This is a genomic window from Spirilliplanes yamanashiensis (assembly GCF_016863475.1).
GTDB classification, from domain to species: Bacteria; Actinomycetota; Actinomycetes; order Mycobacteriales; family Micromonosporaceae; genus Spirilliplanes; species Spirilliplanes yamanashiensis.
Map to the genome: position 1 here is coordinate 51,552 of NZ_BOOY01000020.1, position 13,272 is coordinate 64,823.

At 76.7% G+C, this 13,272-nt stretch carries 7 protein-coding genes and 2 pseudogenes; 2 read left to right on the top strand and 7 right to left on the bottom strand.

Features of this window, described 5'->3' with window-relative positions:
• Positions 1 to 6: 6 nt before the first annotated feature.
• From Sya03_RS13870 to Sya03_RS13880, 3 genes are all read right to left on the bottom strand, one after another.
• The gene (locus Sya03_RS13870; protein ID WP_203938685.1) at positions 7 to 1,158 is read right to left on the bottom strand and encodes an alkaline phosphatase family protein; all 1,152 of its coding nucleotides are present in this window, start codon (positions 1,156 to 1,158) and stop codon (positions 7 to 9) included.
• Complete coding sequence (locus Sya03_RS13875) at positions 1,155 to 1,901, bottom strand: methyltransferase domain-containing protein (RefSeq protein WP_203938686.1); 747 nt, start codon at positions 1,899 to 1,901, stop codon at positions 1,155 to 1,157. Before Sya03_RS13875 ends, Sya03_RS13870 begins: the two co-directional genes overlap by 4 nt.
• 65 nt (positions 1,902 to 1,966) lie before the next feature.
• Positions 1,967 to 5,374 carry a S8 family serine peptidase gene (locus tag Sya03_RS13880; protein WP_203938687.1) on the bottom strand — a complete coding sequence of 1,136 codons (3,408 nt, stop codon included), beginning with the start codon at positions 5,372 to 5,374 and terminating at the stop codon, positions 1,967 to 1,969.
• 223 nt (positions 5,375 to 5,597) lie between these two features.
• Between Sya03_RS13880 and Sya03_RS13885 the strand changes: the two genes are divergently transcribed.
• Positions 5,598 to 6,041 carry an ester cyclase gene (locus Sya03_RS13885; protein WP_203938688.1) on the top strand — a complete coding sequence of 148 codons (444 nt, stop codon included), beginning with the start codon at positions 5,598 to 5,600 and terminating at the stop codon, positions 6,039 to 6,041.
• A 4-nt stretch (positions 6,042 to 6,045) separates the two neighbouring features.
• Complete coding sequence (locus Sya03_RS13890) at positions 6,046 to 6,714, top strand: TetR/AcrR family transcriptional regulator (protein ID WP_203938689.1); 669 nt, start codon at positions 6,046 to 6,048, stop codon at positions 6,712 to 6,714.
• Here the strand turns inward: Sya03_RS13890 and Sya03_RS13895 are convergent.
• The 4 genes and pseudogenes from Sya03_RS13895 to imuA' all read right to left on the bottom strand — a co-directional run bounded on the left by Sya03_RS13895 (position 6,686) and on the right by imuA' (position 13,215).
• On the bottom strand, positions 6,686 to 10,030 hold the full coding sequence (locus tag Sya03_RS13895; RefSeq protein ID WP_203938690.1) for an error-prone DNA polymerase: 3,345 nt from the start codon (positions 10,028 to 10,030) through the stop codon (positions 6,686 to 6,688). The genes Sya03_RS13890 and Sya03_RS13895 overlap by 29 nt on opposite strands.
• A 21-nt stretch (positions 10,031 to 10,051) precedes the next feature.
• Positions 10,052 to 10,384 (bottom strand): annotated as a pseudogene (locus Sya03_RS31960) (DNA polymerase Y family protein); the annotation flags it as partial.
• Between the two features lie 726 nt (positions 10,385 to 11,110).
• Positions 11,111 to 12,403 (bottom strand): annotated as a pseudogene (locus Sya03_RS31845) (DNA polymerase Y family protein); the annotation flags it as partial.
• Between the two features lie 29 nt (positions 12,404 to 12,432).
• Entirely contained in the window at positions 12,433 to 13,215 is a 783-nt protein-coding gene (imuA', locus tag Sya03_RS13910; protein ID WP_239107474.1) for a DnaE2-dependent mutagenesis accessory factor ImuA', read from the bottom strand.
• Between the last annotated feature and the right edge of the window lie 57 nt (positions 13,216 to 13,272).

Here is a 13,272-nt window from a genome sequence, read left to right on the forward strand (position 1 = left end):
CGCAGGCTAGCCCCCACCCCCGACATTTCCCCGCGCCACGAGCAGCGGGACGGTCATCTCCACGGCGGTGGCGCCGCCGTGGAAGCCGACCATGGCGCCGATGAAGGCGGGTTCGCGGTCGCCGGCGAGCACGACGTGCCGGTCGCGGCAGACGACCACGACGTCGCCGATGCGCTGCAGGTGGGCCTCGGGGACGGGGCCGAACCAGCCGGCGGCGACGGCCTCGGCGCGCTCGCCGACCCAGGCGGCGTCGCCGAGCACGGCGCGCCACGCGGCCAGCACGTCGGCGGTGGCGCCGGGTTCGGTGTGCAGGTAGCGCACCCGCGGTTCGCCGGCGACGGCGCGCAGGCCGGCGGCGAGGCGGGGGTCGGCGCCGAGGTCGAAGCGGCCCTCGGCGGGCACGTCGAACTGGCCGTGGTCGGCGGTGACGAGCAGGGCGGCGTCGGCGGGCAGGCCGTCGGCGACGCGGGCGACGAGCCGGTCGACGTCGGTGACGGCCTGCTGCCACTCGGCGGAGGCGACGCCGTGGATGTGCCCGGCGTTGTCGACGTCGGGGTGGTAGCCGGACACCAGTGCGGGGGCGCTGGAGTGGCGCAGCGCGTCGAGCATGGTGGCGGCCAGGGCGCCGGGGTCGGCGGCGCCGCGGAAGGCGCCGCCGCGGTTGGCGGCCTCGGACAGGCCGCTGCCGGCGTACTCGGCGCGGGTGACGACCGTGACGGCGACGCCGGCCGCGGCGGCCTGCTGCCAGCGGGTGGGCAGCGGCTGCCAGGCGGCCGGGTCGGGCTGGTCCTGCCAGCGGATGTGGTTGAGGATGCCGCCGTCGGGGGTGCGCACGGAGAAGCCGAGGACGCCGTGCGCGCCGGGCGGGGCGCCGGTGCCGAGGGTCACCAGGCTGACCGGCGTGGTGGAGGGGAACCCGGAGGTCAGGTGCCGCCCGGGCAGGGCTTGCAGCGCGGGCGCGTCGTGGGCGTCGCCGATCTGGTACGCCCCGAGCCCGTCGACGAGCAGCACGGCGATGCGGCGCACCCCGGCCAGTTCGGCGCGCAGCCCGAGCGGGTCGCCCACGCCGGGCACGCCGAGCACGGCGAGGGCGGACGGGAGCACGTCGGCGAGGCTGCCCGTGCCGTAGCGCGGGGCGACCGGGTCGAACAGGGTCACGGGCGGCGGGCGAACAGGTGCAGCTGGGCCGCCAGGTCGCGGAACGGGGCCTGCGCGGACGCGGCCAGCTCCAGGTCGAGCAGGGTGGCCGGGTCGGCCTCGACGGCGGCGGCGGGCAGCAGGTCGACGAGGACGCGTACCCCGTGCACCTGCTCGACGGTGAGCCCGGCGGCGCGCAGCAGCGCGGCGGCGGTCTCGACGTCGTAGCGCCGTTTGAGGGTGTCGCGGCCCGGCGCGCGGCCGTCGGGGTCGGCGAGCAGCGCGGCGGCCTGGTCGAGGTGGCCGTTGACGGCGCGGCTGAGCACGGCGGCGGCACGGCCGGCGACGAGGACGCTGACGGCGCCGCCGGGGCGCAGCGACCCGGCGACGGACCGGACGACCTCGGCCGGGTCGTCGACGACCTCGAGGACGGCGTGGCAGAGGATGAGGTCGGCGCTGCCCGGCTCGACGAGCCCGGCGAGGGCGTCGCCGTCGCCCTGCACGGCGCGGACCCGGTCGCTGACGCCGGCGTCGGCGGCGCGGCGGGTGAGCGAGGCGAGGGCGTCGGGGCTGGCGTCCACGACGGTGACGCGGTGGCCGGCCTGCGCGAGCGGCACGGCGAAGCCGCCGGTGCCGCCGCCGACGTCGAGCACCGCCAGCTCGCGGCCGGCGTGCCGGTCGAGCTCGGCGCGCAGCACCGCCCAGACGGCGGCGGTGCGGGCGGTGACGTGCGGTTGGAACGTCCGGGTCGGCGTCTGGTCCACGGGCTGAGCCTATCGGTGCGCGGTGGGACCGGGGCGGCGGACACTGGCCCGCCGCCCCGGTGTGATCAGCCGATCCGGTACGCGCGCAGCACGGTCTGGGTGACCGTGTTGCCCTTGACGTCCTTCGCGGTGGCCCGCAGCGAGACGAAGCCCGCCGCGTGCGGGGCGCCGACGACGGCGACCCGGTCGGCGCCGCGGCCGAGCAGCGGCACCTTCCGCCACGTCCTGCCGTCGTCGAAGGACGCCTCGACGGTCAGCGTGCGGTTGCGGCCGGCGGCCGAGCCGGGCTGCCGCTCGAGGTGGACGTCGACCAGCGTGGGGCGCTTGCCGCGCACGGTGTTGGTGAGGTCGACCGGCGGGCTGAACCGCACGGTCGACAGCGGCAGCCGCGCCGGCTTCTCGCCGCCGACGTGGCCGGACCGGAACGTCCACACCGCGCTCACGGACGTGGACAGCGTGTGCGGGGCGCCGCGCTGCTGGCTGAACTCCAGCCGGTACGCCGCGGACCGCGCCGGGACCTCCGCCTCGACGAAGCCCTCGGTGCTCTCCTGCTCCAGCGTGCCGTTGCGGTACAGCGCCGCCCGGACGACGTCGTCGGTGGTCGTGGACCAGCCGACGCGGCCGTCGCCGTCACCGGCCAGCGGCACGGCCGCGAGGATCGTGTCGCCGGTGCGGCTCGCCCAGGCCTCGGGCACGGGCGGGGTGCCCAGCGCCGGGCCGAACACGGCCCGGTTCCAGGTCTCCCGGTACGTGCGCCCGGCCCGGTAGGTGGCCGGGGCCTGCGACGTGCCGCTGACCGACTCCGGCCACTCGTCCGGCGACGCGGGGATGAGCTCCTCGCGGAACTCGGCGTCCCAGCGCAGGCCGCCCGCGGTGTTGACGTACTGGGTGCGCCGCGCCGGCAGCTCGAACGGCACGAGCGTGGCCCAGCCGCTGGCCCACTCGTCGCCCGGGAAGTACGGGAACGACATGCGCCCGCCCCATACGCCCTCGGCCTGCTTGGCGAAGCTCGCCGAGATCGTGGCGACGTCGCGCGGGCGCACGGTGCGCCGCAGGCCCTCGAACATGCGCCGGTCCTCCTGGCGCCACGCCAGGTCGTACCAGTAGGGGCTGTTGCGCAGGCCCTGCGCCGGGTCGGCGTTGGGCCTGCCGAACGCCGCGTTGACCGACGCGCGGAAGATCGGCGACGGCGCGTTGCTGCCGAGCGGGCCGGCGAAGGTGCCGTCGAACGAGTCCGCGATGGTGCCGGCGGACAGGCCCCACTCCTCGGTCGTCCAGTCGGTGTTGATCGCGGCGAGTGCCGCCTTGGCGTCGCGGTGGGGCACGGTGACCCGCACCGGCTTGGCCGCGCGGGCGTCGACGACGATCCGCTGGTTCTTCGTGATCGGCAGCAGCGTCGGACGGGCCAGCACGCTGACGGTGTCGTCGGCGAAGTCGTCCTCGGTCTCCAGGCCGGTGAAGAGGCGGCTCGACGCCGCGTACTCGCCCTTGGGCACGCGCACGGTGGCGGTGCCGCTCGGGTCGAACACGTCGATGAACGGCGAGCCGGTGGCGGTGCCGTCGAACAGCAGCGTGGAGTACGTGCTGCTCGGCTTGCCGTCGCGGCCGAGGTGGACGAACGTGACGTCGTAGCTCTCGACCTCGCGGTGCACGCCGAACGGGGTGACGGCGCGCGCGCCGCCGGCGCCGGTGGCCACGACGCGGCCGCCCCACAGGCCGTCGGGCCCGGCGACGCTGGTCCGCGCGGTGAGCGCGACGGCGGCGGTGCCGCCGGCGGGCACGGTGACCCGCGGCGCGGCCAGGGTGAACGCCCCGGCCGGCACGCCCTCGTCGGCCTGCACGGCCAGGTCGAGCGTGACGGCGGCCGTACCGGCGTTGCGGTAGGTGATGGTCTTGGTGATCGGGGCGTCGTCGCCGTGCGGCCAGAGCTGGCGGCCGAAGCTGATGCTCGCCGGGCCGGTGGTGACGGTCTGGCCGAGCGCGCGGGCCACGTCGGTGCGGCCGGCGCCCTGGTCGAAGACGCGCGCGCCGGTACTCGGTTGCGCGGCGGCCATCAGCGCGTCCTTGCGCTGCTCCGGCGTCCAGGCGGGGTACTTCTGGGCGAGGATGGCGGCGGCACCCGCGACGTGCGGGGTGGCCATCGAGGTGCCGGACAGCACGGTGTAGCCCTCGGCCGGGCCGGGGCCGCCGATGACGTCGCCGGAGGACCGCGCGGCGACGATCTCGACGCCGGGCGCGGTGATGTCGGGCTTGAGGCCGTCGTCGCCGACGCGCGGGCCGCGGCTGGAGAAGTCGGCGACGGCGTCGGTGCGGTCGACGGCGCCGACGGTGAGGGCGGCGTCGGAGGAGCCGGGCGAGTCCACGGTGCCGGCGCTCGGGCCGCTGTTGCCGGCGGCGACGACGAACAGGGTGCCGTGCTCGGCGGTGAGGCGGCGCAGCCCCTCCTCGAGGATGTCCTCCTCGGGGGTGTCGTACCCGCCGAGGCTGAGGTTGGCGACCTGCGCGCCCTGCTCGGCGACCCAGGTCATGCCGGCCAGGATGTCGTCGTCCCAGCAGCCGTCGAGCTCGCACACGCGGGCGTCGAGCAGCTTGGCGCCGGGCGCGACGCCGCGGTACTTCCCGCCGCTCTTGGCGCCGGTGCCGGCCACGATGGACGCGACGTGGGTGCCGTGGCCGACCTGGTCCCCCTCGTACGTGGTGTCGGTGAAGATCTCGGAGGTGACCCGGCCGGCCAGGTCCTCGTGGTTGCCGTCGACGCCGGTGTCGACGATGCCCACGGTGACGCCCGTGCCGTCGAGGCCGGCCTGCCAGGCGGCGGGCGCGCCGATCTGCGCGACGCTGGTGTCGAGGCTGACGTGGCGGCGCACGTTCAGCCAGACCTTCGCCACGCCGGGGGCGAGGCTGCGGGCGGACGCGGTGCCGCTGGTGAGCGAGCCCCACAGGGCGGCGCGGTCGGCGCCGGCGCGCACGGCCACGGCGCCGACGGCGGGCAGTTCCCGCTCGACGGTGGCGCCGCCGGCGGCGGCGCGCTGGCGGGCGGCGGCGCCCTGCTTCGCGCCCTGCCGCGGGTACGCCAGGATCAGCGGCAGCGCCGCCTCGCCGGTGTGGCCCTGCTCGGCGAGCAGCGTCACGTCGAACAGCCGCCGGTCGAGGGCGCCCGCGCGCAGTGGCTGGAGGGCGTCGGCCGGGACGACGTGGGAGTGGCCGGCGGCGCGGTACGTCGAGAACCGCATGCCGGCGCGGCCGGGGCCGGGCTCGACGGCGGCGGCGGCGCCGCCGCGCAGGGTGACCCGGTCGCCGGTGATCAGCGTGACGGTGGCGATCGTCGCCGGCTTCGCGTCGGCCTGCCGGGCGGACTGCCGCGCGGCCGGCTCGCCGCCCGGCGCCGCGTGGCCGGGCACGGCCGGGCTCGCCGCGGCGAGCGCGACCCCGGCGGCGGCCGCCGCCAGTGCCCGCAATCGTCGTCGATGCATGTGGACCTCCCCGTGGACGGCCGGGAGCTTCCCGGCGCACCGGCCCGCAAGGTGGTACGCGCGGGCACCCTCGCGCTCGCGACTGTCGGCCACCCGACAGAAGACATCGTTTTCCGTCGATTGTTTCGACCACTGTGGAACGCTTCGGCCGACCTTTCCACGATCGTTGCGGCGCCCCCGGCGGCCGGTGGAACGTGATTCCACCGAACGAAGGGGGAACACCGTGAACACCGCCGAACGACTCGCCCGCGAGGTCCTCGACACCTTCACCACCGGCCGGGTCGACGACGTCGCGGGCCTCGTCACCGAGGACTTCACCGACCACGGCGCGCCGCCCTGGGCGCCGCAGGGCCGCGACGGCTACCTGGCCGTCCTGCGCTGGCTCACCACCACCCTGAAGATCCGCTACGAGGTGCACGACGTCGTCGCCGCCGGCGACCGTGTCGCCATCCGCGCCACCGCGCACGGCGTGCACGACACCGGCCACCTCGGCTTCCCCGCCACCGGGAAGCCGTACGCCATGCCCACCATGCACATCTACCGCGCCGAGGACGGCCGGCTCGCCGAGCACTGGGGCGTCCGGGACGAGCTCAGCGTGCTGTGGCAGGTCGGCGCGCTGCCGCCGCCCGCGCCGTTCGACGTGACCGCCGCCGCCGGTGCACGCTGAACGCATGACCGCGGCACCGCCCGCCGGCGCGCCGCGCGCGGAACAGGTCCGGGCCACCCGGCACCGGGTGCTCACCGCGGCCCGCGACCTGTTCCTGCGCCGCGGCTACGCCGGCACCACCATCGAGGCCGTCGCCCACCGGGCGAAGGTCAGCCCGCAGACCGTCTACAACGTCGTCGGCGGCAAGGCCGCGCTGCTCAAGACGGTGTACGACGTGCTGCTCGCCGGCGACGACGAACCCGTCCCCATGATCGAGCGCCCCGCGTTCCGGGCGATGCTCGCCGCCACCGACGGCCGCGACTGCCTCACCCGGTACGCCGCCATCGGCGGCGGCATGTACCGCCGGGTCGGCCCGCTCGTCCCCGTCGTCTACGCGGGCGGGCCCGACCCGGCGCTGCGCGCGTTCGCCGACACCGTCGAGGGCGAACGGGCCCGCGGCACCGCCGCCATGGCGGCGCACGTCGCCGGCCGGTTCGGGCTGCGCCCCGGCCTGAGCGTCGCCGAGGCCGCCGACGTGCTGTGGGCGCTCACCGCCCCCGAGCTCGCCGACCGGTTCGTGCGCCGCCGCGGCTGGAGCCTGCAGCGCTACGAGGAGTGGCTGGCGACCACCATGGCCGACGCGCTGCTGCCACCGGCCGCGCCGGTCAGCGGAAGTCGCGCGACCGCGGGCTGATCGGCGGGGTCGCCGCCTCCAACCGGTCCGCCACCAGGTTGATCACGCCCTCCGCGCGTTCCAGCCGGCCCCGCACCACCAGCGCCGCGCTCGTCTTCGCCACCCGCCGGTACCTCTCCCACAGCCCCGGCGAACAGGTCACGTTCAGCATCCCCGTCTCGTCCTCCAGGTTGATGAACGTCACCCCGCCCGCCGTCGCCGGGCGCTGCCGGTGCGTCACGATGCCGCCGACCCGGATGCGCCGCCCCGCCTCCACCCGCGCCAGCCGCGCGATCGGCACCGCCTCCACCGCGTCGAACTGCGCCCGCAGGTGGCGCGCCGGGTGGTCGTCGGGCGACAGGCCCGTCGCCCACACGTCCGCCACCAGGCGGTCCACCTCCTCCATGCCGGGCAGGGCCGGCGCCGACGTGCCCGTCACCGTGCCCGCCAGCCGGTCCGGCTTGTCCTGCGCCGCCGCGCCCGCCGCCCACAGCGCCTCCCGGCGGCTCAGCCCGAAACAGGCGAAGGCGTCCGCCGTCGCCAGCGCCTCCAGGTGCGCGGTCGTGAGACCCACGCGCCGCGCCAGGTCCGTCATGCCCGTGTACGGCCCGCCGGCCGCCCGCTCGTCCTCGATCCGCCGCGCCAGGTCGTCGCCCAGGGTGCGCACGCTGCTCAGGCCCAGCCGCACCACCGGGCCGCCCAGCCCCCACGCGTGCGGCGGCTCCCCCGGCAGGCTCGCCCACCGCGTCGCCGCCGTCGTCTCCAGGACGGCCGCCGCGCCGCTCGCGTTGACGTCCGGGCGGCGCACCTCCACCCCGTGCCGGCGGGCGTCGTCCACCAGCGACTGCGGCGAGTAGAACCCCATCGGCTGCGCGTTCAGCAGCGCCGCGCAGAACGCCGCCGGGTGGTACCGCTTCAGCCAGGCGCTCGCGTACACCAGGTACGCGAAACTGATCGCGTGGCTCTCCGGGAAGCCGTAGCTGGCGAACGACGACAGCTTCAGGTACAGGTCGTCGGCCAGCCCGCCCGTGATGCCCTTGGCCGCCATCCCCTCGTACAGCCGGTCCTTGATCCGGGCCATGCGCTCCGCGGACCGCTTCGACCCCATCGCCCGGCGCAGCTCGTCCGCCTCCGCCGGGCTGAACCCGGCCACGTCGATCGCCAGCTGCATCAGCTGCTCCTGGAACAGCGGCACCCCCAGCGTCTTGTGCAGCGCGTTCGCCATGCTCGGATGCGGCACGCTCGGCTCCTCGCGGCCGTTGCGGCGCCGGATGTACGGGTGCACCGAACCGCCCTGGATCGGCCCCGGGCGGATCAGCGCCACCTCGACCACCAGGTCGTAGAACTCGCGCGGCCGCAACCGCGGCAGCGTCGCCATCTGCGCCCGGCTCTCCACCTGGAACACGCCCACCGAGTCCGCGCGGCACAGCATCGCGTACACCTCGGCGTCGTCCAGGCGCAGGTTCGAGAAGTCCAGCTCCGAGCAGATCATGTCGTACGCGTAGTGCAGCGCCGACAGCATGCCCAGCCCCAGCAGGTCGAACTTCACCAGGTTGACCGCCGCGCAGTCGTCCTTGTCCCACTGCAGCACCGTGCGGCCCGGCATCCGCCCCCACTCCACCGGGCACACCTCGATCACCGGCCGGTCGCAGATCACCATGCCGCCCGAGTGGATGCCCAGGTGCCGCGGGAACGTCTGCAGCTCGTTCGCGAACTGCACCACCTGCTCCGGGATCTCCGCCACGTCCACCGCCGCCACGCTGCCCCAGCGGTCGATCTGCTTGCTCCACGCGTCCTGCTGCCCCGGCGAGAACCCGAACGCCTTCGCCATGTCCCGCACCGCCGACCGCGGCCGGTACGAGATCACGTTCGCCACCTGCGCCGTGTGCTCCCGGCCGTAGCGCTCGTACACGTGCTGGATGACCTCCTCCCGCCGGTCCGACTCGATGTCCACGTCGATGTCCGGCGGGCCGTCACGCTCCGGCGCCAGGAACCGCTCGAACAGCAGCCCGTACTCCACCGCGTCCACATTGGTGATCCGCAGCGCGTAACAGACCGCCGAGTTCGCCGCCGACCCGCGCCCCTGGCAGTAGATGCGGTTCCGCCGGCAGAAGTCCACGATCTCCCACACCACCAGGAAGTAACCCGGGAACCCCAGCCGCTCGATCATGTCCAGCTCGTGATCGATCTGCCGGTACGCCCGCGGGTGCGCCTGGCGCGGCCCGTACCGCTCCCGCGCCCCGTCGTAGGTGAGCTTGCGCAACCAGCTCATCTCCGTGTGCCCCGGCTCCGGGATCGGGAAGTCCGGCAGCTTCGGCGCCACCAGCTCCAGGTCGAACGCCAGCCCCTCGCCGTACTCGGCGGCCCGCTCCACCGCCCCCGGGTACGCGGCGAACCGGCGCGCCATCTCCGCCCCGCTGCGCAGGTGCGCCGTCCCCGCCGCCGGCAACCACCCGTCGATCTCGTCCAGGCTGCGCCGCGCCCGCACCGCCGCCACCGCCGTCGCCAGCCGCCGCCGCCCCGGCGCCGCATAGTGGACGTTGTTCGTCGCCACCGTCGGCACCCCGTACCGCGCGGCGATCCCCGCCAGCGCGTCGTTACGGTCCTCGTCGAACGGGTGCCCGTGGTCGCTCAGCTCCACCGCCACGTTCTCCCGCCCGAACAACGCCACCAGCCGGTCCAGCTCCCGCCCCGCCGCCGCCACACCCCCCGCCGCCAGCGCCCGCGGCACCGAGCCCTTGCGGCACCCCGTCAGCACCAGCACGTGGTCGCGCAGGATCCCCGCCACCGCCTCGATCCCGTCGTAGTCCGGCCGGCCCTTCTCCCCGCCCCGCAGCTGCGCCTGCGACACCGTGCGCGCCACCCGCGCGTACCCCTCGTGGCCGTGCGCCAGCACCAGCAGGTGCTCCCCCTCCGGGTCCGGGACCCCGTTCTGCGGCGCGGTGAGCCCCAGCGACAACTCCGCCCCCAGCACCGTCGGCAACGCCAGCTCCCGCGCCGCCTCCGCGAACCGCACCACCCCGTACATGCCGTCGTGGTCCGTCACCGCCAGCGCCGTCAGCCCCAGCCGCGCCGCCTCCTCCGCCAGCTCCTCCGGGTGGCTGGCGCCGTCGAGGAAACTGAAGTTCGTGTGACAGTGCAGCTCCGCGTACGGCACACTCCGGTCCGGCCGCACCAGCGCGGGCGCCTCGTAGCGCTCCCGCTTACGCGACCACGCCGGCGAGTCCCCGCCGTCCCCGTCCGCGGCGAGCGGGTCGACGATCACCTTCTCCGCCCGGTCGCCCGAGAGGGTGCGCTCGAGTTCCGACCACGGCACCTTCGGGTTGTGAAACCCCACGCCCCCTCCCTCCTTCCTTCCTCAGTCGTAGACGGCCTCCACCGCCCACTCCCCCGCCGCCAGGAACAACAGCACCGCCCGCCCATCGGCCAGCCCGGCCTGGAACCGCGCCCGCCGCCGCGCCTCCCCCGGCGCCCACCACCGCTCGTCCACCGGCCACGGCCCGGCCCACCCGACGATCGGCACCGCCGGCGTCCGGTCCACGACCAGCACCGCCGGCTCCCCGGTCACCTCCAGCCGCGCACTGACCTGCACCACCTCCCCACCGGCATCCCGCACCACCGCCGGCAACGGCTGCGGCAACACCACGGCGGGCGCCGGCTCCGGCAACCGCCCGGGCCACGGCGGCAGCCCGGCGGTGGGATCCCGCACCCGGCGCGCCACGGTGCCCCTTCCTCGCCGCACCACCGCCTTCCCGGCCACCGGCTCCCCGGCCGCCGGGGGCACGACCGCGGGCCCGGACCCGGGCGTGGGCTCCGGTGATGGACCGGAGCCGGGACCGGTTGGGGGGTTGAGGCCAGATCGGGGGGCAAGGTCGGGGCCGGGCTCGGGTTCGCCATCGGGCTCGGGGGCGAAGCCGAGCTTCGGGCTGGAGGCGGGGGCGGGGTGAGGTCCGGAGCGGACGTCAGATTCGCGGTCAAGGCCGGGTCCGGGAGTGGGTGCAGGTCCGGAGGTGGGTCCAGGTCCGAGGGTCGGTCCAGGTCCGAAGGTGGGTCCGGGCCCGGAGGTGGGTCCAGGTCCGAGGGTCGGTCCAGGTCCGAGGGTCGGTCCAGGTCCGAAGGTGGGTTCGGGCCCGGAGGTCGGTCCAGGTCCCGAGGTCGGTCCGGGGATCGGGTCAGAATCGTCGAGGTCGGGCACGGCCCGGAGGTTGCGCACGGGGGCCACCGCCGGGTCGGCGACACGCTCACCCACCGGCGCGATGTCCTTCCGCACCCCCGGTCCCGGCCGCAGCTCCCGGACCTGAGCGGACCCCTGACCCGTCCCCCAGCCAGGCCCGGACCGTGTCGCGGCCCCGGACGACGACTGAAGGTTCGACCAGGGATCGTGGTCCGGGACCGCGGCCAACCCCCGGCCACCCCGGCGCGGCGCCGCGGCCCCCGGGTCAACCTCGGCGGCCGGCGCCGGACCGCCGAAGGGCAGCTCCTCCACCGTGGACGGTGCGAGCGGCGGGCCCGGGCGGGCGGGGGTGCGTTCGTCGCCCCAGGGGATCAGCTGGACCTGGTCCGCGGCCGAGCGGCCGCCGCCCAGGACCGGGGTCACCACCGCTTCCGGGCCGAGGAGGCCCTGGATGCGGCTGAGGGCGCGGTGCGCGCGGTCGCGTTCGGCGCCCGCGTCGCCCCACAGGCCGGGTTGGAGTCCGAGGTGGACGATGACGCCGTCGGGGACGAGGCGCAGGCGGACGAGGCCGGCGGTGGGGCGGCCGGCGGGGCCGGTGCGGTGGGTGCCGGAGAGCCAGCCGTCGAGTTGCCAGCGGACGCGTTCGGCGATGGCGGCGGCGGTGAGCATGCCGTCGTGGCGCCACAGGCGGTGCAGTTCCTGGCCGTCGGCGGTGACGGCCTCGATGCCGAGGCGGGTGCAGGCGAGGCCGTGGGCGGCGAGGCGGTCGTGGAGGCGTTCGGCGAGGGCGCGGCCGGCGAAGGCGGCGACGTCGACGCGTTCCAGGTGGTCGTCGTAGGTTTCGGTGACCTCGAGGTCCGGGGGTGGGCGGCGGACGGCGAGGGGGCGGTGGTCGGCGCCGGCGGCGAGGCGGTACGCCAGGGCGCCGTCGAAGCCGAAGCGGGTGAGGACGTCGCCCGGGGGCAGGGCGGCGAAGTCGCCGAGGGTGCTCAGGCCGAGGCGGCGCAGCAGGTCGGCGAGGTCGGGGCGGTCGAGGGCTTCGACGCCGATGCCGGCGAGGAACTCGCGGGTGCCGCCGGGGGCGACGATGCGGCCGGTGCGGGCGGCGAGCCCGGCGGCGAAGACGCCGTCGGCGATGCCGAGCTGGCTCTCGACGGCGCACGCCTGGGCGACCTGTTCGACGATGCGTTCGGCGGCGGCCTCCTCGCCGCCGAAGTAGCGGGCGGGGCCGCGGGCGGCGACGGCGCAGGCGCCGGGGCGGACCACCTCGACGCCGGCGGCGACCTGTTCGACGGCGGCGACGACGGGTTCGAACGCGCGGGCGTCGCGGCCGGGGTCGTGGTCGACGACGACGAGGCCGGGGCAGCGGCTCTGCGCCTCGCGCCGGCGCAGCCCGCGGCGGACCCCCTCGGCGCGGGCGGCCTCGGAGCAGGCGTGCACCCGGTTGGCGTGCAGCACGGCGACGGGGGCGCCGGCGGGCACCCCGTCGACGATCTCGGCGGCGACGACGGGCCAGTCGGGGCACCACAGCAGCATGGTGCGGTGCGCGTCGCGCGGCGGCCGGGTCACGAACTGTCCCCCGCGGCCCCGGCGGAAGCGGCGGCCGCGGGGGCGGCGGCAGCCGCGGGAGGGGCCGCGGGAGGGGCCGCGGCGACGCGGGCGGTCGCGGGGGCGCCGGCCGGGACGGCGCGGTGGCCGGGGCGGGCGGCGGGCAGCCAGACGGTGAGTTCCTTGCCGCGGGCGGCGGCGCCGCGGCCGCTGGCGGCGACGGTCACGCGGCGGCGGCGCAGCCGGCCCCGGCCGCGGCCGAGGCCCTCCCAGGCGCCGTGGCTGATCTGGAGGGTGACGTCGGCGCCGGTCCACGGCCCGTACGGGACGAGCACGGCGCCGCGCTGGCGGGCGCGGGCGGCGAGCCGGGCGGTGACGGCGGCGGAGACCCCGCCGGGGACGGCGACGACGACCACGTCGACGCCGTCGAGCAGGGCGGCGACGACGGTGGGCCATTCGGGGCCGGGGTGCGGGACGAGCGCGAGCCGGTCGAGGGCGATGCCGAGTTCGGCGGCGGCGAGCACGCCGAGGGCGGGCAGGCCGGCGACGGCGCACCACGAGCCGGCCTGGGAGGCGGCGGCGAGCAGGGCGAGCATGAGGCTGGTGTGGCCGCCGGCGGCGCCGGGGTGGCCGCCGGCGATGGCGACGGTGCTGCCGCGGCGCAGGCCCCGGCCGGGCAGCAGGCCGCCGAGTTCGGGCAGGACGGGCAGGATGCGGTGGATGCCGGGGTCGGCGGTGCCGCTCGCGGGGCGGATCAGCTCGGCGAGGGCGGCGGCGTTGGTGCTCATGCGTCCCGCCATGTCGCGCCCCCGATTGTGCCGTGCCGTGAGTAGGTGGATGGGTGTGGTGCTCAGGTG